Below are 23,043 nucleotides of genomic sequence, written 5' to 3' on the forward strand. Positions count from 1 at the left end.
GAACACCATGAAAACCGCACATCGCCTGCCTTGCGCCGCCCTGTTCTGCCTGCTGGCCGGCTGCGCCGCCACCACCACGCCCGTGCTCGATTCGCACTTTGGCGAATCGGTGGCCCTGCTCAAGGCGCAGCAGATCATGTATCCGGACGCCTACCGCAATGCCAACCCGGTCAGCGGCATCGACGGCAAGGCCGGCGTCAGCGCCTACCAGCGCTACCAGAAATCGTTTGCGGCGCCGGAACCGCAACCGAATGTCTTCACCATCGGCGTGGGCGGACGCCAGTAGGCGCCAGTCCCGCGATGCACTTTTCCCAGGCCACTAGGAGACAGCCATGAACACCGCATTTCGCAGGCACGACAAGCAGCAGGGCGCGATCGCCATCGTGCTGGGGCTGACCCTGGTGGTGCTGTTTGCCATGGGCGGCCTGGTGCTGGACCTGGGCCACCTGTACATCGCCAAGACGGAGCTGCAGAACGGTGCCGACAGCGCCGCCCTGGCCGGCGCCGTGGAACTCAACCAAAGCGCCACCGGCATCGACAACGCGCAGGCCAAGGCCATCGCCATCGCGCAAAAGAACCGCTACGACTTTTCCACCACGCTGACCCTGACGGCCGCCAACATCAGTTTCGGCCCCAGCCCCGACGGGCCGTGGTCTTCCGGCGCCAGCGCCCGTACCAGCCCGCAGGGCCAGACCTTCATCCGCGTCGACACGGGCAGCAAGACCTTCGCCACCTACCTGATGGGCATCGCCGGCATCGCCAGCACCAGTACCTCGGGCGTGGCAGTGGCGGGCCGCTTCGTCAACGACGTCACGCCGATCGGCGTGTGCGCCGTCGATCCGGCCAACAAGACGTCGCAATACACCTATCCGGCCGCGCCGGCCGGCACGGGCCTGACGGAACTGCTGGAATTCGGTTTCCGCCGCGGCGTCACCTACAACCTGTTCGGCCTCAATCCGCTGGGCGGCCCGTCCGATCCCTACCTGATCAATCCCGTCGACGCCCCGCCCGGCAGCTGCAGCGCCTCGCATTCGAGCGCCGCCTCCACCGCGCCATTCATGTGCACGGGCAGCAGCGCCGTCATCACCAGCGGCACGGGCCAGGTCTACACGAACACGGGGCTGTCGGCCTCGCTGGCCGCCTCGCTCAATTCGCGCTTCGACGATTACGGCGGACCTTCCGTGTGCGACCCCGCGACGGCGCCGCCCGACACCAACATCAAGGAATTTCCCTGCGTGGGCGGCGCGTCGCCCTGCGCCGCCACCGCCGCCAACTCGCCGCCCACCGGCTGGATGCAGCCGGGCGCCAGCACCCTGCCCAGCCAGCAGCCCGTCAGCCTGTCCGGCAACAAGCCGAATTACCAGCTGCCGTCGGCCGGCGCCGTCCCCGCGCCCTCGGCCACGTTCGCCCAGTTCGCCGGCTACGGCGTGCTGTGGTCCTACGGCCCGGCCTACCAAAGCAATGGCGCCACTCCGGCCAAGGCCGGCACGGCGTACAGCGTCGCGGACGCCAACGCCAACCCCATGTACAGCACGGCCAAGGCGAATTACTTCGACACGGCCAGCTACCCCGTCAGCCCAGGCGCAGGCTTTCCTGCCAGTACGCCGCCTTCGCCGTACAACCAGACCAGCGGCCCCACGTTCCAGGCGCCCTCGGCCGCCCATCCGGGCCAGCGCAACCGGCGCATCCTCAACGTGGTGCTGGTCGACTGCCGCACGGCGCCAGTGGGGCCGGCTTCGTGCGGCGTCATGAATGCGGTGGGCATCGGCAAATTCTTCATGACGATGAAGGCCGATTTCAGCGGCGGCACCAAGCGCCTCGACGTCGAGTTCGCGGGCCTGATCGAGCCCGTGCCGAATTCCGAAATCAAACTCTACAAGTGAGGCGGCCATGCGCATCCACCTTTCCCCCCTCAGGCAGCGCGGCGGCGCCGCCGTCGAATTCGGCATCGTCCTGGCCCTGCTGATCACCCTGCTGGCGGGCATCTTCGGCTTCGGCCGCGCCTTCTGGTACTACGACGCGCTGACCAAGGCCACGCGCGATGCGGCGCGCAACATGTCCGTCAAGGCCAAGGCCGGCATCGCATCGCAGGGCGTGCCTGCCGCCAAACAGACGGTCGTCGATGCGGCCACCAGCGCCGGCATCAGCGGCTTCACCACGGCCAACGTGACGGTCACCTGCCTGGATGCGGCGTTCAACGACAGCAGCTGCACCGATGGCACGGCGCCGGGCGGCATCCGCGTCGAAGTCGTCAACTACACGCTGTCGGTGGGCCAGTACCTGCCCTTCGTGATCGGCGCGGCCAGCAGCTATGCCACGCCGCTCTCGCCGCGCACCACCATGCGCTACATGCTGTAAGGAGAACGCCATGCGCCACCGCCTTTCATCGTCTCCTCCAGCCGGCCGCCAGCGCGGCGCCGCCGCCGTCGAATTCGCCCTGGTGGCACTGCTGTTTTTCACCCTGCTGTTCGGCATCCTCGAATTTGGCCGCATGCTGTACCTGTACAACACGGTGCAGGAAGTGAGCCGCCGCGCCGCGCGCGAGGCGGTAGTGCGCTGGATCGACCAGACGGACGCCGTCAAGACGCTGGCCCTGTTCGGCGGCACGGCCCTGCCTGCCGCGCCGGAACTGACGGCCGCCAACATCACCATCCGCTACCTGAACAAGAGCGGCGCCGAAGTGACCTTGCCGCCGCTCGATCCGGGCGACAACCTGTCGGCCTGCGGCGACATCACGCGCACGGCCAGCTGCATCGACAGCGTGCGCGTGTCGATCGACAACGTCAGCTATACGCCGATGGTCAGCCTGTTCGGTTTTCTCAATATCGCCGTGCCAGCCTCGGTCGTGGTCATGCACGCCGAAAGCCTGGGCTTCCAGATCAACTGAACGCCATTACCGGGAGTACCAAGTGAATATCGTCATCGTCTCGAAGAATGAAGCCCAGCTCAAGCGGCTCACCCGCTTGCTGCGCGAACGCAGCGCGGCCGACCGCGTCGCGCTGCTGGCGAGCATACCGGATGTATTCGACAACGGCGCCACGCCGGACTTGCTGCTGCTGGAGCAGGAGCAGGCGGGCGAGACGGAGCTGGAACGGCTCGAACTGCTGGGCGGGCGCCATCCGAACCTGGCCATCATCGTGCAATGTCCGCAGCAAAGTCCGCAATTCCTGCTGCGCGCGATGCGCGCCGGCGTGCGCGAAGTGCTGCTGCCGGACGACGACGCGTCCCTGTGCGCCGCGCTGCGCCGCATCGAGGACAAGCTGCAAAAGCAGGTCACGCGCAAGGGCCAGGTGCTGGCCTTCGTCTCGTGCAAGGGCGGCAGCGGCGCCACCTTCATCGCCGCCAACCTCGGCTACGCGCTGGCTGCCGGCGAACAGCGCAAGGTGGCGCTGTTCGACCTGAACCTGCAGTTCGGCGACGCCGCCCTGTTCGTCTCGGACCACAAGCCGGCCACCACCCTGTCGCAGCTGTCGCAGCAGATCGTGCGCCTCGACGCCTCGCTTCTTACCGCCAGCATGATCCAGATCACGCCCGCCTACAGCGTGCTGGCCGCCGCCGACGATCCCGCCCATGCGGCCGACGTCGAGGCGGACCATATCGACCGTTTGCTGACCCTGGCGCGCAGCCAGTACGACTACATCCTGCTCGACGTGGGACGCGGCCTCGACCCCGTCAGCGTGCGCGCGCTGGACCGGGCCGACCTGATCTTCCCCGTGCTGCAGGCCACCTTGCCGTATGTGCGCGACGGCAAGCGCCTGCTTGACGTATTCCGCGGCCTCGGCTACCGCGAAGACAAGATCCGCCTGATCCTGAACCGCTATGCCAGCAGCGACAGCATCCGCGTGGCCGACCTGGAAGCGGCGTATGGCAAGCACGTCTACAAATCCATCCCCAACCACTACGAGGCGGTGGCGGCCTCCGTCAGCCAGGGCGTGCCCATCCTCAAGCTGGCGTCGCACAATTCCGTCTCGCGCGCCCTGCAGGAACTGGCCGCCAGCCTGGCCGGCGAAACCCCGCCCGCCGCGCAAGGCTGGGTTTCGCGGCTGCTGGCGCGCGCTTGATCCCCTACAGCGCGCCTGATACCCCATTCACCGGAGACCGACCATGACTGCCGAAAAACTCACCCTGCGGGACCGCCTGGGCTATGCCCAGGATGACGCCAGCCTGAATGACGATGCCGCGCACCAGGGCGCATCGAGCCAGAGCTACCAGCAACTCAAGCACCGTACCCACCAGGCGCTGCTCGACCGCGTCGACCTGGAAGGCATGCAGCGCCTGTCGCGCGAACAGATCCGCGAAGAGCTGAAAATCCTCGTCAGCGACGTGCTCACGGAAGACAATGTGGTGATCAACGAGCTGGAACGGCGCTCGCTGATCCGTGACATCCAGGACGAGGTGCTGGGCTTCGGCCCGCTCGAACCGCTGCTCGCCGATCCCGGCGTGTCCGACATCCTCGTCAACACCTACCGCCAGGTGTATGTCGAGCGCCACGGCCGTTTGGAGCTGAGCGACATCTGCTTTACCGACGACGCCCACCTGATGAAGATCATCGACAAGATCGTCTCGCGCGTGGGCCGGCGCATCGATGAATCGAGCCCCATGGTCGATGCGCGCCTGCCCGACGGTTCGCGCGTCAACGCCATCATCCCGCCGCTGGCCATCGACGGACCCGTGATGTCGATCCGCCGCTTCTCGGCCCAGCCGCTGCGCCTGGCCGACCTGATGCTCAAGCACAGCCTGACGGAGGAAATGAGCACCACCCTGCAGGCGCTGGGCAAGGCCAAGGTCAACATCCTGATCTCGGGCGGCACGGGCAGCGGCAAGACCACCATGCTCAATGCGATTTCCGGCTTCATCAGCACGGCCGAACGCATCGTCACCATCGAGGACGCGGCCGAACTGCAGATGCAGCAGCCGCACGTGGTGCGCCTGGAAACGCGGCCCGCGAACATCGAGGGCAAGGGCGAAGTGACGCAGCGGGCGCTGGTGCGCAATGCGCTGCGCATGCGCCCCGACCGCATCATCCTGGGAGAGGTGCGCGGCGCCGAGGCGCTCGACATGCTGGGCGCCATGAACACGGGCCACGAAGGCTCGATGGCCACCATCCATGCGAACACCCCGCGCGACGCGCTGACGCGGCTGGAAAACATGATCAGCATGGCCTCGGCGGGCCTGCCCGTGAAGGCCATGCGCCAGCAGATCAGTTCCGCCGTCAGCGTGGTGGTGCAGGTGGCGCGCCTGACGGATGGCAAGCGCAAGATCATTTCGATCCAGGAAATCACGGGCATGGAAGGCGAGATGATCACCATGCAGGAAATCTTCACCTTCCGCCAGACGGGCATCGGCGAGGACGGCACGGTGCAGGGACATTTCCATGCCAGCGGCGTGCGGCCGCACTTCCTGGAACGCCTGCGCGCCTTCGGCATCAGCCTGCCGGAAACCCTGTTCGATCCCGCCCGTCAGTACCATTAAGGGGAGCATCATGGACTATCTCTATTACGTATTCGCCATCCTCACCTTCATCGCCGTGGTGCTGCTGATCGAGGGGGTGTACCTGGCGTGGAACACCTCGCGCGGCCCGGAAGCGGAAAGGGTGGCGCGCCGCCTGCGCATCATGTCGGCCGGCGCGCATGGCGACACGGGCAGCTCGATGATCAAGAAGCGCCTGCTGAGCGACACCCCGGCCCTGCAGCGCCTGCTGCTCAGCGTGCCCCGCGTGCATGCGCTAGACCGCCTGCTGGAGCAATCGGGCCTGACCTGGAGCGTGGCCAGCTTCGCCGGCGTGATGCTGGCCACGGCCGGCGCCGCGTTTTTGCTGCTCAGCTACTTCGGCGTGCCGTGGATGCTGCGCCTGCCGCTGGTGGCTGGCGCGGCCCTGCTGCCGCTGCTGGTGGTCTTGCGCGCCAAGGCCAAGCGCCTGCAGCGCATCGAACAGCAATTGCCCGATGCGCTCGACCTGATGGCGCGCGCCCTGCGCGCCGGCCACGCCTTCCCCACCGCCCTGAAAATGGTCGGCGATGAAATGAACGCGCCGCTGGCCGTGGAATTTCGCGCCACCTTCGACGAAGTCAATTTCGGCATCGCCATGCAGGACGCCCTGATGAACCTGGCCACGCGCGTGCCCAGCACGGACTTGCGCTACTTCGTCATCGCCGTGCTGATCCAGCGCGAAACGGGCGGCAACCTGGCCGAGCTGCTCGACAGCATCAGCCGCATCATCCGCGAGCGCATCAAGCTGCTGGGGCAGGTGCGCGTGCTGTCGGCCGAAGGCAGGCTGTCGGCCTGGATCCTGTCGCTGCTGCCCTTCGGCGCGGCGGCCATGATCCACCTGACCAATCCGCAATTCCTGGAAATGCTGTTTGTCGACCCGGGCGGACGCAAGATGCTCGTCGGCGCCCTGCTGCTGATGGTGTGCGGCGTCCTTGTCATGCGCAATATCATCCGCATCCGTGTCTGAGCCCGCAAGGAGAACCCTCATGAACCCCGTCCATTTTGCCTTTCTCGCCCTGCTCTTCATTGCCGTCTTCGGCACCGTGCTGGTGGCCATGCGCAGCTTTGCCCCCGATCCCTTGCGCCAGCGCATGGACAACGCCACCGGCAAGAGCGCGGCGGCGCCTGGCGCATCGGCCCCCAGCCCATGGCTGGCGCGCATGGTGCGCCTGAGCGGTCCGCTGGCCAAACTGTCGCTGCCCGACCAGGGCTGGGAAGGTTCCGTGATGCGCCGACGCTTCATGAATGCCGGCCTGCGCCAGGCATCGGCACCCATCCTGTTCTTTTCCGCCAAGACCATGCTGGCCATCGGCCTGCCCCTGCTGCTGTTCCTGGGCCTGAGCGCGTCGGGCAGCCAGATGGCGGGCAAGGCACTGCTGTTCTGGCTGCTGATCGTGGCCGCCATCGGCTACTACCTGCCCAATATTGTCCTGGCACAAATGATCAAGCGGCGCCAGCGCGATATCTTTGAAAGCTTTCCCGATGCGCTGGACTTGATGACGGTGTGCGTGGAAGCGGGCCTGGCCATGGATGCCGCGCTGGCCCGGGTGGCCGCGGAGATCGCCCTGAAAAGCAGCGTGCTGGCCGAGGAATTGCACCTGGTGATGCTGGAACTGCGTGCCGGCAACACCAAGGAGCGGGCCCTGCGCAACCTGGCCCTGCGCACGGGCGTCGAGGATGTCGACGCGCTGGTGGCCATGCTGATCCAGGCCGAACGCTTCGGCACCAGCATCGCCGCCTCGCTGCGCGTGCAGTCGGACCAGCTGCGCACCAAGCGCCGCCAGATGGCCGAGGAAGAAGCGGCGAAGATCGCCCTCAAGCTGCTGTTCCCGCTGATCTTTTTCATCTTCCCTTCGCTGCTGGTCGTTTTGATGGGACCAGCCTTCCTGCAAATCTACCGCGTGCTCCTGCCCAGCATGGGCAGCGGCAGCTGACCGGAGAACCGCCATGTCACAGCACACCACCCTGATGCTCATGCTCGCCTGCGCCGGCCTGCTGCCCGCCTGCGGCCACCTGCCCGGCCCGGCCAGCCAGGGCAATCATGTTGCGCCACCCCAGGCGCGCATCGATGACAGCCCCGCCACCCGCACCGCCGCGTTCTGCAAGCTGGGCAAGCGCATGCTGGAACTGGGCGACCCGCGCGCGGCGCTGGCCGCCTACCGCGAAGCCCTGCTGCTTGAGCCCGACTCGGCCGATGCGCGCAATGGCGCCGCCGTGCTGCACGCGCAGCTGGGCCAGCTGGAAACGGCCCGCAGCATGCTGCAGGCGCTGGCGCTGCAAGCGCCGACGGCCAGGACCTACAACAATCTCGGCTACGTGCTGTACCTGCAGGGAGAGTATGCCCAGGCGGCCGATGCGCTGCGCCAGTCGCTGCAGCTCGACAACGGCCAGCAGCCGGCGCGCGCCAACCTGGACCTGGCCATCGCGGCGCTGGCGCGCAGCATCGGCACAGTCGATGCCACCGCGGAGGCCATCGCGCCCGACCTGGCGCCGGCGCCCATGCCAGCAGCGCCGGCCAGCCGCTTGCAGCTGACGCAATTGCAGCCGAATATCTTTGCGCTGAGCTGGCGCGACGCGCCCGTGGCGGCGCAAGCCGCGCCAGCGGCTATCCCCGTCTTGGCCAAGCCGGCGATGCCGCTGCCACGGCTGGAAGTCATCAACGGCAATGGCGAAACGGGAATGGCGGCGCGCATGCGCGGCATGCTGGGCGGCATGGGCATCAGCGTGCTGCGGCTGGGCAACCAGCGGCCGTACGGCATCCAGGCCAGCAGCATCGTCTACCGTCCCGGCCACGCCGAGGCAGCGGCCGCCCTGGCCCTGGCATTGGGCGGCATGCCGCAACTGCAGGCGGCCGGCGACAGCGGCATCGGCGCGGGCGCCGACCTGCGTTTATTGCTGGGCAAGGATGCGGCGGCCAGCCTGCGCGCGCCGGACGTGCGCCTGGCATCGAACACGGCGCCGTAGCAGTGGCATCAGCGACGGCGTCAGCGTGGCAGCAGGCGGCGGTCGGCAGGGTTGATCAGGAAGCCCTGCAGGATATCCTGCAGCTGCGGCAGTTTCGCCATGTAGGCGGGTATGCCCAGCTGGCGCGCGCCGAAGTAGTGGGCGATGATGTCGCCCTGCTGCTCCATGTTGAAGTCGGACAGGATGCCGCCAGCCTGCGCATCGTAACGGTAGGCGCGCTGCCCGATGTAGCCGCCGCGCAGCGCCAGCAGCACGCCATGCAGCAGCACGCCGTAGCCGAGCTGGTACTGCCACACGTGCACCATCTCGTGGATGAAGAACAGCTTGCCGCTGTTGCCTTCGCGGGAAAAATCGTCGCGGTACTGGGCCGGCATGAAGTGCAGGCTGCCGCGCGGCGTCATGGCCGTGTTCTGGTCCTGCAAGCCAAACGGAAGAAAGGAGCCGCGCACGACGCGCACGCGCGCGTAGTCGATGGCGCCCTGGAAGACGCTGCGGGCCATGGCGGTTTCGCCGATGGTAAGGGGACGGCGCAAGACTCGCATGAGAGAAAGAAATAAAGCGCGGCAAGCGGGAAGCCTGCCGCGCCGGAGCCGCTTACGCTGAACGCAGGCCGCTGGCCGCTTTCGCGATTTCCGTGATGCGGTCCCAGTTGCCGGCCGCGATCGCGTCTTTCGGCGTCAGCCACGAGCCGCCCACGCAGGCGACATTCTTGCACGCCAGGAACTGCGACGCCGTCTCTTGCGAGATGCCACCGGTCGGGCAGAACGTGATGTCCGGCAGCGGGCCGTAAATCGCGTTGAGCATGCCGATGCCGCCCGCCGGCACGGCCGGGAACAGTTTCAGCTGCTGGAAGCCGTTTTCACGCGCCGCCATCACTTCGCCTGGCGTCATCACGCCTGGCAGCAACGGCAGGCCGCTGCTTTTCGCCGCCGCCACCAGGGCGGAAGTCAGGCCTGGCGAGACGCCGAACACGGCGCCCGCATCGCGCGCCTGCGCGAATTCCTCGGGACGGGTCAAGGTACCGACGCCGACGATGGCGCCCGGCACTGCCGACATGGCGCGGATCGCTTCGAGGCCGTGCTTGGTGCGCAGGGTCACTTCCAGCACGCGGATGCCGCCCGCCACCAGCGCGCGCGCCAGCGGTACGGCATGTTCAGGATCGTCGATCGCAATCACGGGGATCACGCTCGAAGTGCGCATAATTTCCAGTAGTGTCATGGTCATCTCTTATTTCCTAGCCAAAAAGTCTTCATCGGAACCCGGTACGGTATCACCGACATTGTCGGCGTCGTGCAAGGCGACGGTGGTGGGAATCGGCGACGGCAGGCCGAAGGTGGTGGCACCCTCTTCCGCCGCGCTGACGGTGGAACGGAACATGGAAAACAGCTCGCGGCCCATGCCGACGTGGTTCGGCGACAAGTCGGCCGTGACCAGCGAACGGGCGTGCCAGACATCGGCCGGCACCAGCGCTTCCAATACGCCGGTAAAGGCGTCGAGACGGATGATGTCGCCGTCACGCACCAGGCCCAGCGGGCCGCCGGCGAGAATCTCCGGCGAGACGTGGATGGCGGCCGGCACCTTGCCCGACGCGCCCGACATGCGGCCATCGGTGACCAGCGCCACGTGGCGGCCCGCATCCTGCAGGTTGGCCAGCGCCGGGGTCAGCGCATGCAGTTCCGGCATGCCGTTGGCGCGCGGGCCCTGGAAGCGCAGCACGGCGACGAAATCGCGGTCCAGCGTTCCCGCCTTGTAGGCGGCCATGAAATCTTCCTGTGAATTGAACACCAGGGCCGGCGCTTCCACCGTGCGGTGCTGCGGCTTGACGGCCGAGACCTTCATCACGGCGCGGCCCAGGTTACCTGCGACCAGCACCATGCCGCCGTCCGGCGCGAACGGGTTCGAGGCGGGACGCAGCACGTTTTCGTCGGCGCTGGCAGCCGGTGCATCTTTCCAGAAGACCTTGCCGTCTTCGCCGAGGAACGGTTCCATGCAGTGGGCGCGCAAGCTGTGGCCCAGGATGGTGTTGACGTCGTCGTGCAGCAAGCCCGCGTCCAGCAGTTCGCGGATCAGATAGCCCGTGCCGCCGGCCGCGTGGAAATGGTTCACATCGGCATCGCCATTCGGGTAGATGCGCGTGAGCATCGGCACGATGGCCGACAGTTCATTGAAATCGTTCCAGTCGATGACGATGCCGGCCGCCTTGGCGATCGCCACCAGGTGCAGGGTGTGGTTGGTCGAACCGCCCGTGGCCAGCAAGCCCACGACGGCGTTGACGATACATTTCTCGTCAACAATATGGCCGACCGGCAAGTAGCTGGCGCTTTGCGCCGTGATGACGGCGGCGCGCTGGGCGGCCGCTCTTGTGAGCGCATCGCGCAGCGGGGTATTCGGCGTGATGAAGGCAGCGCCCGGCAAGTGCAGGCCCATCACTTCCATCAGCATCTGGTTGCTGTTCGCGGTACCGTAGAAGGTACAGGTGCCAGCGCCGTGGTAAGCTTTCGATTCGCCTTCGAGCAAGTCTTCACGCGTGGCCTTGCCTTGCGCATACAGCTGGCGCACCTTGGCTTTTTCCTGGTTCGACAGGCCCGACGTCATCGGACCGGCCGGCACGAAGACGGCAGGCAAATGGCCGAAGTGCAGCGCGCCGATCAACAGGCCCGGCACGATCTTGTCGCACACGCCCAGGTACAGGGCCGAATCGAACATATTGTGCGACAGCGCCACGGCCGTCGACATGGCGATGGTGTCGCGCGAGAACAGCGACAGTTCCATGCCCGGCTGGCCTTGCGTCACGCCATCACACATGGCGGGCACGCCACCGGCGAACTGGGCCACGGCGCCTACTTCGCGCACGGCTTGCTTGATGATCTGCGGGAAGCCTTCAAACGGCTGGTGCGCCGACAGCATGTCGTTGTACGAGGAAACGATGGCCACGGAAGGCTTCTTGTACTCCTTCAGCGACAGCTTGTCGTTGGCGGGAAAGGCGGCAAAGCCGTGCGCCAGGTTGGTGCACGACAGGGCGCCGCGCTGCACGCCCTGGATGCGGGCAGCATCCAGATGCGCCAGGTAGGCGCCGCGCGATGGCCGGCTGCGCGCGATGATGCGCGCTGTTACGGATTCGACTACTGGATGCAGCGCCATATGGATTTCCTTAAAAATGAGTATTTCGTGAAATTTTACTACAAAATGGTCGCGCAGAAGCACTCTTGCAGTGGCCAGTGGCAGAAATAATCCATTTTTCCACGACCTTTCAAGGCAAAACAACAACGTGCCACGTCCACTTGTCTTGCTTGCCTATCTATTGCAGCACGGATAAAACGCTGAAAAAACGCTGAAAATGCCAGGCGCCTGCACAAACTGTAGTGAAATTACGTTTTTCTGATGTATTATTCTCATACCAATGCCGGATCCGCTGTTCGCCATCACGAACGCGCCGCGCCCCTTTCAACCGAGACAAGCACCCAAGCCGACCGCCATGCGCCAGCCAGCACCTACTCCTGCCATCACCGCCACCGCCAGTTTCCAGTCCCTGCAAGCGCATGGCGCCAGCCTGCGCGAAGTGCATTTGCGTCAGCTGTTCGCGGCCGACCCCGCGCGCTTTTCCAGCATGACGGTCGATGCGGCCGGCCTGCTGCTCGATTACTCGAAGAACCGTGTCGACGCCACCGCCATGCGTCTGCTGATGGACCTGGCCCGCGAGCGCGGCGTGGAAGCGCAGCGCGAAGCCATGTTCACTGGCGAGAAAATCAATCTTACCGAACATCGGGCCGTTCTGCATACCGCCTTGCGCGCGCCACGCGGCACCAAGCTGGTGGTCGACGGCCAGGATATCGATACCGACGTGCAAGATGTGCTGCAACGCGTCAAGGCGTTTACGGACAAGGTGCGCAATGGCAGCTGGCTCGGCTACACGGGCAAGCCGATTTGCGACATCGTCAACATCGGCATCGGCGGCTCGGACCTGGGCCCGAAAATGGCTTGCCTGGCCCTGCGCTCGTATGCCAACCCGGGCCTGGAAATGCACTTTGTTTCCAACGTCGACGGCCACGACATGGAAGCGACCCTGTCGAAAGTCGATCCGGAAACGACCTTGTTCATCGTCGCCTCGAAAACCTTCGTTACGGCCGAAACCATGCTCAACGCCAACACGGCGCGCGCCTGGTTCCTGCTCGAAGGCGAAGAAACCGACTTGGCCAAGCATTTTGTGGCCGTCTCGACCAACACGCAAGCCATCGTCGACTTCGGCATTTCGCCGGACAACATGTTCCCGTTCTGGGACTGGGTCGGCGGCCGTTACTCCGTCTGGTCGTCGATCGGCCTGGCCGTGGCCCTGTCCGTCGGCTTTGAATACTTCAGCGATTTCCTCGCCGGCGCGCATGCGATGGACCAGCACTTCCGCCAGGCGCCGCTGGAACAGAACATGCCCGTCGTGCTGGCCATGGTGGGCTTCTGGAACCGCCAGTTCCTCGATTGCGGCTCCGTTTCCATCGCGCCCTACCACCAGGACTTGAGCCGCTTTGCCGCCTATTTGCAACAGCTGGACATGGAAAGCAACGGCAAGCGCGTCACCAAGGATGGCGTGCCCGTCGACGTGCCGACCGGCCCCGTCATCTGGGGCGACTGCGGCACGAATGCGCAGCATGCGTACTTCCAGCTGCTGCACCAGGGCACGGACATCACGCCCATCGATTTCATCGCCGCCCTGCGCGCCACGCACGATTTACCGGGCCACCACGACGCCCTGCTGGCGAACTGCTTTGCCCAGTCGGAAGCCTTCATGACGGGCAAGACGGGCGATGAGGTGCGCATTGATCTGCAGGCGCAAGGCTTGCCGGACAGCGAGATCGAGGCGCTGGTGCCGCACAAGACCTTCCCCGGCAACCGTCCCAGCAACACCATTTTGATGGACCAGCTGACCCCGACCACCCTGGGCGCCCTGATCGCGCTGTACGAACACAAGACCTTCGTGCAGGGCGTCTTGTGGAACGTCAACAGTTTCGACCAGTGGGGCGTGGAACTGGGCAAGGTGCTGGCCAAGAAAATCCAGGCCGAACTGACGGGCGAAGCCCGTCCCGACCACCACGACAGCTCGACCAATGGCTTGATTGCGCTGGCTAAAGCTGCAAAAGCCGCATACTAAAAGAGATAGATGAATATTTACGAAATTAAAGTAGTGAGCGACAAACCCATGCAAGTGGGCGAATGCCCGCTATGGCATGGCAAGGAAGCGGCCCTGTACTGGGTCGACATCGATGGCCGCGCCGTGCACCGCTTGCACCCCGCCAGCGGCAAGCATGACCAGTGGAGCATGCCGACGGAACCGTCGGCGCTGGCCATCAACGCGGGCGGCGGCCTGATCGTGGCCTTGCGCAGCGGTTTTGCCCACCTCGACACGAAGACGGGCAGCCTGGCGGAAATCGCCCCGGCGCCGTTCGACATGACCACCACGCGCTTCAACGATGGCAAGGTCGACCCGGCAGGCCGTTTCTGGGTCGGCACGATTTTCGAGCCGCGCAACGCCGACGCGGCGGAAATGTTCGTGCTGGAAAAGGGACAAGTGCGCAAAGTCTGGTCGGGCGGCATGACCGTCTCGAACGGCCTGGGCTTTTCCCCCGACAAGCGCACCATGTACCACTCGGATACCACCACGCACCGCATCGACCGCTTCGATTTCGATGCGGCCAGCGGAACCATTTCCGCGCCACAGCCATTCCAGCGTTTTTCCATGGACAAGAAAGCTGCGGACTACGGCGGGCGCCCCGATGGCGCGGCCGTCGACAGCGAAGGCAATTACTGGTCGGCCATGTTTGAAGGCGGCAAGATCTTGCGCTTCGCCCCCGATGGCCAACTGCTGGGCGAAATTAGCGTGCCCGTGCGCTGCCCCACCATGGTGACGTTTGGCGGCCCCGACCTGCGCACCCTGTACATCACCAGCGCCAGCCATAACCGCTCGGCCGAGGAAATTGCCAACTACCCTTTGAGCGGCCACGTGCTGTCCGTGCGCGTGGACGTGGCAGGCCAGCCGGAGACGGCTTACCAGGCGTAATCGTTTCAAACATGAAAAAGCGCCGGCACCTGCGAGGGTCCGGCGCTTTTTTACGCTCACGTAGGTCGGATTAGCGGGGCAAGGTCCCGCGTAATCCGACAACAGTGTTGGCCATGGTGGCGTCGGATGACGCGGCGTACGCCGCTAATCCGACCTACAGTTGCTTCAGCTTACCGCGCCAGCACCTTGCGGATGGTTTCAGCCAATTCGGCCGCCACGAATTTCGCAACATAACCATCGGCGCCCACGCCCTTGACGTGGTCTTCGTTGGTCGAGCCCGTCAGCGACGAGTGGATCACCACGGGGATGTTGGCGAAGCGGCCATCGTTCTTGATGTTGCGCGTCAGGGTAAAGCCATCCATTTCCGGCATTTCCAGATCGGTCAGCACCAGCGCGACCTTGTCTTTCGCCGTCTTGCCTTCCGTGGCCGCCTGGGCCGAGATGGCCTGCAGGCGTTCCCATGCTTCCTTGCCCGTCTTGGTCATGATGAAAGGCACGCCCATCGCTTCGAGGCCCTTTTCGATCAGCGAGCGGGCCAGCGAGGAATCGTCGGCCGCGAGGATCACGGCGCCGGCCGGCAAGCGCACTTGCGGGCCGATGCTGTTCTCGTCCACGTCGGGGTCGCCCGACGGCAGCACGTTGCGCAGGATTTGCTCCACGTCCAGCACTTGCGCCAGGCGCGTCTTGTCCGTGTCGCCATCGAGGCGCGCGATACTGGTGACGAGGCCGCCACCGACACTCGATTCGGCCGACAGCACCTGGTTCCATTCCAGGCGCACGATTTCATCGACCTCTTCCACGGCAAACGCCTGTGTCGAGCGGGCAAATTCGGTCACCATCAGGATCTTCAAGCCATTGCTCTTGCAGCCGACCGCCATCGGCAAGTCGATCACGGGCACGATCTGGCCACGGATATTGACCACGCCCAGCATGTGCGGATGCGAACCGGCCACTGCCGTAATGGCCGGCATTTCCATGATTTCACGGACTTTGAACACATTGATGCCGAATAGTTCCCGGCTGGTCGAGTGATCACTGGTGCCCAGCTTGAACAGGAACAGTTCGAATTTGTTATTGCCTGTCAGGCTCGTGCGTTCATCGACATCTTGCTGCATTGAATTCATTGTGTCCCCTTGAGCCGTCTTGTAAAGTTAAGTCGCCTGCCCCTGATGCTGCGGACAGTGCGGACTGCACGTCGCATGGACGTCGGATGGCGGGTTCGGGGCATGGCCGGCGCTAGCGGTGCAGTGTATATCGTACAATTTCTTACAACCAATAGTTGCTATCGATTCGAGCTTGAATTATACGGTTTTTTACTTTCTTCAAAGCTACTTTACGCTGGCAACAGCGATCCTGACAGCATTTCTTGATTTGCTTGTTGCTACAGCGCAAATGATGACGGAGAGAACTAGAAATTTCCCTGGCAACCATGGTTGCTTTGAAAAGGCTATGAAAAGCAGGACGCCGCGCCGGCGCCGGCGAACGGCATATAATGGCCATGCAGGCGCCGCTGGCGGGCATACCGGGCAAAATGGCGACGGCAGGGGCTGGAATGTAGTAAAATTTCTTGCAATTGCCTGTTCTACGTAGTAAATTTACACCACAGATTATAGTAGCGACAGACTGGCACTTCCGGTCGGCTTCCTCCCCGCTCCGGCCCTTTTACTTTTGCGACGACACTCACTTATGGCACTTACCGATTTTGACCTGGTCCTGTTTGGCGGCAGCGGCGATTTAGCAATGCGCAAATTGTTGCCTGCAATGTATGCGCGCGACGTCGCGAACGATTTGCCGCCGACGGCGCGCATCATCTGCGTGGGCCGCCAGGATAGCGGCCAGGATGCCTTCCTGAAAATGGTGGAAAGCAACTCGCGTCCCCACATCAAGGCCAGCACCCTGAATGCCGCCACCTGGAGCAAATTCTGCGCGCGCATCGTGTATGTGTCGCTCAACGCCAGCGATGCGGCCACGTATGCGCCGCTGGTCGAAGCGCTGCGCGGCGATGCCGACCTGACGCGCGTGTATTACCTGGCGACGCCGCCGCATCTGTTCGCTCTCATCTGCGACAACCTGGAAGACAACGGCCTGGTGACGCCGAATTCGCGCGTGGTGCTGGAAAAGCCGCTGGGCCGCGACCTGGCCAGCGCCAAGCAGATCAATGCCGAAGTGGGCAAGGTTTTCCAGGAATCGCAGATCTACCGTATCGACCATTACCTGGGCAAGGAAACCGTGCAGAACTTGCTGGCCCTGCGCTTCGGCAATATCCTGTTCGAACCGCTGTGGCGCCGCGAATGGATTTCCGACGTGCAGATCACCATCGCCGAGAAACTGGGCGTAGGCAACCGCATGGGTTACTACGACACCTCGGGCGCGCTGCGCGACATGCTGCAAAACCACTTGCTGCAACTGCTGTGCATCGTCGCCATGGAACCGCCAACCTCGATCGCGCCGGACGCCGTGCGCGATGAAAAGCTGCAAGTGCTGCGCTCGCTGAAAAAATTCACGCCCACCACCCTGGCGCAAAACATCGTGCGCGGCCAGTACCGCGCCGGCCACGTCGACGGCGCCACCGTGCCGAGCTACCGCGACGAGCCGGATGCGCCGGAACATTCGCGCACCGAAACCTTCGTTGCACTGAAGGCGGAAATCGATACCTGGCGCTGGGCTGGCGTGCCGTTCTACCTGCGCACGGGCAAGCGCATGGCCGACAGCCTGGCCGAGATCGTCGTGCGCTTCAAGCAGATTCCGCACTCGATCTTCAACCAGCCCACGTCGAGCTTCCAGCCAAACTGCCTGGTGATCCGTTTGCAGCCGGACGAAGGCTTACGCATGAACCTGATGGCGAAAACCCCGGGCGATGGCATGCGTCTGAAACCGGCGGAACTGGAACTCGATTTCCGCGAATCGTTCAAGACCCCGCGCATGGACGCCTACGAGCGTTTGCTGCTCGACGTCCTGCGCGGCCAGCTGACCCTGTTCATGCGCGGCGACGAACTGGAAGCGGCCTGGGAATGGGTCGAGCCGATTCTCGACAACTGGGAACAGAACGACAGCGCGCCGATTCCGTACACGGCCGGTACCTGGGGCCCCGCAGCCGCCAGCGCCCTGATCGGCCGCGATGGCTTGCAGTGGCGTGAAGAGGCGCTTCCTGAAGACTAGTTTGGAAGCGCAAGCAGTCTGGCCTTGCAAGGCCAGACCGTTACGCAGGCGTGGAGCGGTGCTCCACGAAACCCCTGCTTCACCCCTGCCTGAAGACTAGTTTGGAAGCGCAAGGAGTCTGGCCTTGCAAGGCCAGACCGTTACGCAGGCGTGGAGCGGTGCTCCACGAAACCCCTGCTCCACCCCTGCCAGAAGATAGAAGACTAATTTAATGCTGCTTGACTCCATCCGCACCCAGCTCGATTCGCTCTCCAAGTCGGAGAAGAAGGTCGCGCTGGCCGTGCTTGACCAGCCTAACCAGACGGTCAGCCAGAACATCACGGCGCTGGCGAAAAGCGCGCAGGTGTCGGAACCGACCGTGGTGCGCTTTTGCCGCACCCTGGGCTATGACGGCTGGCATGAATTCAAGCTGAAGCTGGCGCAGGGCCTGGCCCTGGCCATGCCGGGCGCAAACGAACAGCCGGCGCAGGACGACCTGGCGGCCGACCTGGTGAATAAAATCTGCAGCCGCTCGATCAACACCCTGCTCGACCTGCGCAACAACCTGAACCCGGAAGCGATCCAGCGCGCGCTCGACATCCTGTCGCGCGCCAGCAAGATCGAATTCTATGGCCAGGGCACGTCGGGCATCGTGGCGGCCGACGCGCAGCACAAGTTCTTCCGCTCGGGCGTGCCGACGGTGGCCTACAGCGACCCGAACATCCACAGCATCGCGGCGGCCCTGCTGCGCGGCGGCGACTGCCTGGTGGCCATCTCGCAGCGAGGCAACAGCCCCGCCCTGGTCCGCTCCGTGAAACTGGCGCGCCGCGGCGGCGCCGACGTCGTCGTGCTGGCCCCATCAGGCACGCCGCTGGCCGACCTGGCGACCGTGCTGATCCCGATCGACCTGGTCTTCAACACCGACCCCTACACCCCGATTTCCGCCCGCCTGGCATACCTGGTGGTGATCGACGTGCTGGCCGTGGGCCTGGCCCTGCAACGGGGCCCGGAGTTCCGCAAGAAGATGCAGAATGCACAGAAGGCGCTGCAGGAATTCGACATGCAGTTCGATTCCTTCATCGGCTGATTCCATGCCGGCGCCAGCCGGTTGCCCATCCGTCATTCCCTGTGAGGCTTGCGGGGAATGCAATAGAAGGGATTTTCAATTTCTTGCCTGCAAAATTGCCCCCCGGCGAAGGCGGTGTCACTTAGGGAAATTTGTCAAACTCCGCCGGGCCGCACGGGTAGCTCAATGACTTAGCCTGACTTACGCCGTCTTCGCTTGCTCCATCGCATCGGCAGATCTGTGATGGGCCACCGCGATACCGCGCTGTTCCTTGTGCAAAACAGGTAGCATGCCCGCATACTGAGCGCCCGACGGCTTGAAGGTATCCGATCCCATGTAAATTGACCGAAAACGCAAGTAGCCACCTCCCAGGAGTCTGTTCTCGCGTCCGCCCTTGTCCGGCTCGATCGCATCCATTTCATTTTCAGTGCCTTTGACAGCTTTGTATCGCAGCAATTGCTCCTTTTCCTTATTGCTCAAGCTATAGGGATTGGGTTTACCAGGGTCGGCATTCGGTCCGTTCTCCCAGTCACGGGCTCGCTCTTCCTGAGCCACAAGCAATTCCAGCGCGTACCACAAGTCGGGAATGTCTTTCCCCAACGGCTTGAACCACGCGCGCGAGTCATGCACGAATTGTTCAAAAAAATTGTTTACTTCCGCGGGTGGTACTGGCTTGTCCCAAAATTCGGCGATAGCTTCCCATTCAGGATTACGGGGCCGCCCTCTACTGCTGGTCGTGCGCTGATTGGCGCGCCATTTTTCAAAGCTCGCAACCTCTTCTTCCAGCTCCTTGTCCGCCATAGTGAGATCAGTAAAATCGAATTTCCCGCTTTTATAGCTTGTTGCCAGATTCTTGACATTCGGTAAATCTCCCATCTTGCCTAGCATTTTCTTGCGCCACTGTATGTACAGCATGTGCTGGAATTCCATGACCCTATGTAGCCGCAATGATGGCTCGGCGCCTTGGTGCGCATGGCAAAAGCCGATATACGCATTGAAAGTGGCTATTGTGCGCGGATCGATCCGAAAGGCCCGCTTCGTCGCTTCACTGGCCTCTTCCAGCTTCAGCGGCACCCCGGCCAGGCGGGCAGCCCGATACATCGTGGCCAACGTAATGCGCGACATCAAGTCGCCTCCGCTTGGATCTGTGCCGCGCCCTTGTTCTCGCGGCAAATAGCCGCCCCCGATGTCCGAATGAACGCCAGGAAAAACAATTTCCGTGCAATTAGGGGGAATATTGCCCAGGTGAGCAACGGAGTCCAAGGGAAAAGACCGGCGTACTTCATGCGCCGACACCAGATGCAGGCACTTGCTTGGCCCCGGTGATGTGGGTATTCTGAGTGACACTTCGGCGTCGGCCCAGCCGCCATGTCCATCCACCATCCTGTTCGGGAGGGGCACTGAAGCCGCCAAGCCAACCGAAGCGACGGTATCGAACAGGCCCATAAAGTCGAAGGTCACCTCGATAGTGCCAATACTTAACTGGCGAGCCTTGACGCCCTTGCTAGCGGTCAGTTGCGCATCGAGCTTGCATAACCAGATGAACCAGTTGGCAAACGAGCGCGCTTCGGCCGCGCCACGCGAGAAACCGAACATCGACACGAAGATATTGAGCACCTTGCCTTTATTGACGCTTTTCGCCGGCGCATCGGTTGGCACAAATGGCCGCAAATTGCTGTGCAACTTTTGCAGAGCCTGCGTGAAAGCGTTCACCAGCGCCTCTGAAGGCTGCACTTTGCTGGGCAAACTGAGCGTATTGAAGTCCTTTTTAAAGGACTTATCGTCCACCAGAGGAGCATCGGTATAATATCTGTGCACATTATTGAGTGCTTCCACCAATGCCCAGATGATGCGATTTTCTCCCTTGTAGGCAAAGGCCAGGCCACGCGCACGGTCGCTGGTGAGAGCGCTAAATCCCTCTCCCGTATCACCAACCTCGTCGAAACGTGTTCCCACTCCGGGAACGTAGGTACGAAAGTAACTCTTGTGGTATTTTGCATCCAAGTCCGGCCACGCCTCGCTGCCATGCGTATCTTTATCACCTGGAAAAGCATGATACAGGCGCGCCACATTACTATGCGAATGAAAAGCCAGATCCCGTTTCATATTATTATTGGTGCCATCGAAGAAGAAACCGAAAAATAGATTCGCATCGCATGATGGGGGAAATCCCGGGGTGGGGCATTCCCTTTTCCTGACTAAATCACCTAATATTTTTAGTTCTGTCTCATCATCAAAAAATTTAGCTGAATCTGCTGGTTCATTTTTCTCAGCAGAATAAATAGTGGCCAAAAATGCAGTCATGGATGCATTCCCTCAAGGCTCTGGATGAGTTTCTTCTTATACTCAATTACATCCTTTAATTCATCAACTTCAGCAGCCGTCATCTTATGACTATTACGCTCCAATCCTTTTTCCATTGTATCTAACCATTTTTTTTCCAATTCTATTTTTGCCTTACGACGCTCGTCCCGATACTCCTTCGTCGGCACCGGATATCCCTTGATTTTCCCCGGCCACTCCGGCCGGCTCGGTCCGTAATGCGACGCCACAGCTCCCACGCTGCCATCTTCATAGACGATCAGCCAGATATCACCACCCTTCCCATCCGGATAAGGCGGAATGCTGACCGTCTCGCGATGAAAGGTCGGGTCCGGGGACAACTGATAGACCACCACCACCTTCAAATCCGCATGCCACTTTTCCGGCACGCTGAAACAGCATATCGATCCGCCCTGCCCATATGGACGGATCGAATCGCCACCGCCGCCGCTGTTGGTATTGCCCGGATTTTCAACCGCAATATAATTGACCTCGCGCGAAGAATAATTCAACGCCTGAATACTCGCGGCCATGGCGACGCCGGGTAAACATGCGGCCAGCAAGACACCTCGCCACAGCCACTGCCTGAACAAGATAATCATGACTTTGTCTCCACTGATAAGGTCGGCACATCGACAGAGGATTGCTCTGCCATCCATCGTTCAAACAATGAATCTGGCGTTTGTGCCCGGGGAGGTTCTGCGAGCCAGGACGCAAGTTGCGGCCGCGCTTGCAGACCTGGGTTTTCGAGGCCAAATATGCATACGTCCAATCGATCTGGCGGTGTTTCGAGCCGCGCATGATCGGCACAACCCAGCCAATATTCGACCAGGGCATGGGCCTGTTCTGCAGCATGGGGCTCTAACAAGCGAGGGCTGGTCGCGCGCACCTGGAACAGGATACCGTCGCCTTCCGCCGCGCGCATCAGTTGAGCGCATTGCTGCTCGCTTAACGATATGCCAACCGCCGCCGGAAGCGCTTCTGCAGGCAAGATCAAATCATCCCAGTCACCTTTGCGCGTGACATACTGCCAATGGTGTGCCGGCCCGCAAAACTGGCCCAGTTGCTGCGCCGTCAAGGTCTTGAAAAGTTGCGGCAAAATGCGGGTATCGGCAAACGACAATGCCACCGTATAGTCTGCCGCATCAACGATGCACCATGGTGCCAAGCGGGCTGCCAGTTGATTCAGCGGCTCCGGCGTGACGATCAGGCTGAGCGCCGGATGACCATTGGTTTTCTCAAGCAGCCGTTCCCAAGTAAAGCGACCTGCATCGCAAAACTCAACCAGCAGCGGAGAAACTGTCAACGTTTCTTCATCAGCACATGGCGTACCTGCAAACAACGCCTCATATCGCAGGTGCCGGGCACGCTTAAGCAATGGATAACACGACTCGTCAAAAACGCCATCGATCAGCGCATAAATATACGCCTCGGGAAACTGTCTTCGAAACGCCTGCAATCGCGTGTGCAATGACACCTTCCAGTCAGAGGGAAACATATTGATACCCACTTAGTCATGCTCCTCTAACGTTGTTTTGGCTATTCACTCTTCCACCATGGAAAAAGGAGAACCTGATTCGGCGGCGTTAAGCCTGCATCTTTTGCATATGGAACGAGAAAATCTGGGCAATGGATAAGCCAGCCGTGTCGGCCCGACAAAACTCTTCTTGCCGGCAAACACGGTGATCTTGCCCGGGCACTGGATGGTGATGTTCCCGCCCTCGATGGTGATGTTGGCCCCGCCCGCCGTCGACAGGCGGATGCTTTTTGCCGCCGCCCAGTCGACATGCGCGTTGGCGCTGATGACGCTGACCTCGTCGCGCGCCTGGAGCCGCAAGGTGTCGCCTTGCGCCTGCGCGTCGATGATGCCCTGGGCGGCGATCAGCTGCACCCCGGCATCACCCTCCCCGGCCTTGACGGCGCCGCCCAACATGCCGATGGCCTGGCCCGTGTGCAGGCGCCACTGGCCGCCGCTGCTCCATTGCGTGTCCTGCCCGCTCATCAGGACGACGCTCTC

At 62.8% G+C, this 23,043-nt stretch carries 21 protein-coding genes; 13 read left to right on the plus strand and 8 right to left on the minus strand.

Annotated features, from left to right (window positions below):
- The first annotated feature begins 7 nt into the window (after positions 1–7).
- From BLT98_RS09125 to BLT98_RS09165, 9 genes are read left to right on the plus strand one after another with little or no spacing between them, the layout of a single operon-like run.
- Entirely contained in the window at positions 8–286 is a 279-nt protein-coding gene (locus BLT98_RS09125) for a hypothetical protein (protein WP_034787014.1), read from the plus strand.
- A 46-nt stretch (positions 287–332) separates the two neighbouring features.
- Entirely contained in the window at positions 333–1,883 is a 1,551-nt protein-coding gene (locus tag BLT98_RS09130) for a pilus assembly protein TadG-related protein (RefSeq protein ID WP_092606637.1), read from the plus strand.
- 7 nt (positions 1,884–1,890) lie between these two features.
- Positions 1,891–2,358: a TadE/TadG family type IV pilus assembly protein gene (locus BLT98_RS09135; protein ID WP_034787020.1), complete on the plus strand. Its 468-nt coding sequence runs from the start codon at positions 1,891–1,893 to the stop codon at positions 2,356–2,358.
- 10 nt (positions 2,359–2,368) lie between these two features.
- On the plus strand, positions 2,369–2,887 hold the full coding sequence (locus BLT98_RS09140; RefSeq protein WP_052140555.1) for a TadE/TadG family type IV pilus assembly protein: 519 nt from the start codon (positions 2,369–2,371) through the stop codon (positions 2,885–2,887).
- A gap of 22 nt (positions 2,888–2,909) precedes the next feature.
- Positions 2,910–4,061 (plus strand): CpaE/TadZ family protein, encoded by a 1,152-nt coding sequence (locus BLT98_RS09145; protein WP_092606640.1) that lies wholly within the window; start codon positions 2,910–2,912, stop codon positions 4,059–4,061.
- Between the two features lie 43 nt (positions 4,062–4,104).
- Positions 4,105–5,472 carry a TadA family conjugal transfer-associated ATPase gene (locus tag BLT98_RS09150; protein ID WP_034787023.1) on the plus strand — a complete coding sequence of 456 codons (1,368 nt, stop codon included), beginning with the start codon at positions 4,105–4,107 and terminating at the stop codon, positions 5,470–5,472.
- Between the two features lie 10 nt (positions 5,473–5,482).
- Positions 5,483–6,457 (plus strand): type II secretion system F family protein, encoded by a 975-nt coding sequence (locus BLT98_RS09155; RefSeq protein ID WP_092606643.1) that lies wholly within the window; start codon positions 5,483–5,485, stop codon positions 6,455–6,457.
- Positions 6,458–6,476: 19 nt separating this feature from the next.
- Positions 6,477–7,424, plus strand: coding sequence for a type II secretion system F family protein (locus BLT98_RS09160; protein ID WP_034787026.1), 948 nt, complete (start codon positions 6,477–6,479; stop codon positions 7,422–7,424).
- 13 nt (positions 7,425–7,437) lie between these two features.
- Positions 7,438–8,454 (plus strand): LytR C-terminal domain-containing protein, encoded by a 1,017-nt coding sequence (locus BLT98_RS09165; RefSeq protein ID WP_092606646.1) that lies wholly within the window; start codon positions 7,438–7,440, stop codon positions 8,452–8,454.
- 20 nt (positions 8,455–8,474) lie between these two features.
- On the opposite strand, the gene BLT98_RS09170 is transcribed toward BLT98_RS09165, so the two are convergent.
- From BLT98_RS09170 to edd, 3 genes are all read right to left on the minus strand, one after another.
- Positions 8,475–8,987 carry a hypothetical protein gene (locus tag BLT98_RS09170; RefSeq protein WP_092606649.1) on the minus strand — a complete coding sequence of 171 codons (513 nt, stop codon included), beginning with the start codon at positions 8,985–8,987 and terminating at the stop codon, positions 8,475–8,477.
- A gap of 61 nt (positions 8,988–9,048) precedes the next feature.
- The gene (gene eda / locus BLT98_RS09175; protein ID WP_070260457.1) at positions 9,049–9,678 is read right to left on the minus strand and encodes a bifunctional 4-hydroxy-2-oxoglutarate aldolase/2-dehydro-3-deoxy-phosphogluconate aldolase; all 630 of its coding nucleotides are present in this window, start codon (positions 9,676–9,678) and stop codon (positions 9,049–9,051) included.
- A 3-nt stretch (positions 9,679–9,681) separates the two neighbouring features.
- Positions 9,682–11,595: a phosphogluconate dehydratase gene (gene edd, locus BLT98_RS09180; protein WP_092606652.1), complete on the minus strand. Its 1,914-nt coding sequence runs from the start codon at positions 11,593–11,595 to the stop codon at positions 9,682–9,684.
- Positions 11,596–11,929: 334 nt separating this feature from the next.
- Between edd and pgi the strand changes: the two genes are divergently transcribed.
- Entirely contained in the window at positions 11,930–13,594 is a 1,665-nt protein-coding gene (gene pgi, locus BLT98_RS09185) for a glucose-6-phosphate isomerase (RefSeq protein ID WP_092607114.1), read from the plus strand.
- A gap of 9 nt (positions 13,595–13,603) precedes the next feature.
- On the plus strand, positions 13,604–14,500 hold the full coding sequence (locus BLT98_RS09190) for an SMP-30/gluconolactonase/LRE family protein (RefSeq protein WP_092606655.1): 897 nt from the start codon (positions 13,604–13,606) through the stop codon (positions 14,498–14,500).
- Between the two features lie 170 nt (positions 14,501–14,670).
- On the opposite strand, the gene BLT98_RS09195 is transcribed toward BLT98_RS09190, so the two are convergent.
- Positions 14,671–15,624 carry a chemotaxis protein gene (locus BLT98_RS09195; RefSeq protein WP_070281275.1) on the minus strand — a complete coding sequence of 318 codons (954 nt, stop codon included), beginning with the start codon at positions 15,622–15,624 and terminating at the stop codon, positions 14,671–14,673.
- A gap of 562 nt (positions 15,625–16,186) precedes the next feature.
- On the opposite strand from BLT98_RS09195, the gene zwf reads away from it, so the two are divergent.
- Positions 16,187–17,659: a glucose-6-phosphate dehydrogenase gene (gene zwf, locus BLT98_RS09200; protein WP_070260463.1), complete on the plus strand. Its 1,473-nt coding sequence runs from the start codon at positions 16,187–16,189 to the stop codon at positions 17,657–17,659.
- 211 nt (positions 17,660–17,870) lie between these two features.
- On the plus strand, positions 17,871–18,725 hold the full coding sequence (locus tag BLT98_RS09205; protein WP_034750862.1) for an SIS domain-containing protein: 855 nt from the start codon (positions 17,871–17,873) through the stop codon (positions 18,723–18,725).
- Positions 18,726–18,905: 180 nt separating this feature from the next.
- On the opposite strand, the gene BLT98_RS09210 is transcribed toward BLT98_RS09205, so the two are convergent.
- The 4 genes from BLT98_RS09210 to BLT98_RS09225 all read right to left on the minus strand — a co-directional run.
- Positions 18,906–21,008, minus strand: coding sequence for a T6SS phospholipase effector Tle1-like catalytic domain-containing protein (locus BLT98_RS09210; RefSeq protein ID WP_092606658.1), 2,103 nt, complete (start codon positions 21,006–21,008; stop codon positions 18,906–18,908).
- A complete protein-coding gene (locus BLT98_RS09215; protein WP_071653373.1) occupies positions 21,005–21,628 on the minus strand; it encodes a DUF3304 domain-containing protein in 624 nt (207 codons plus the stop codon). Before BLT98_RS09215 ends, BLT98_RS09210 begins: the two co-directional genes overlap by 4 nt.
- A complete protein-coding gene (locus tag BLT98_RS09220) occupies positions 21,625–22,536 on the minus strand; it encodes a DUF4123 domain-containing protein (protein ID WP_139179172.1) in 912 nt (303 codons plus the stop codon). The genes BLT98_RS09215 and BLT98_RS09220 overlap by 4 nt, the downstream gene beginning before the upstream one ends.
- A 33-nt stretch (positions 22,537–22,569) precedes the next feature.
- On the minus strand, positions 22,570–23,043 hold a 474-nt coding region (locus tag BLT98_RS09225), incomplete at its 5' end, for a DUF2345 domain-containing protein (protein ID WP_139179173.1).

The organism is Janthinobacterium sp. YR213, from assembly GCF_900099875.1.
GTDB lineage: Bacteria > Pseudomonadota > Gammaproteobacteria > Burkholderiales > Burkholderiaceae_D > Janthinobacterium > Janthinobacterium lividum.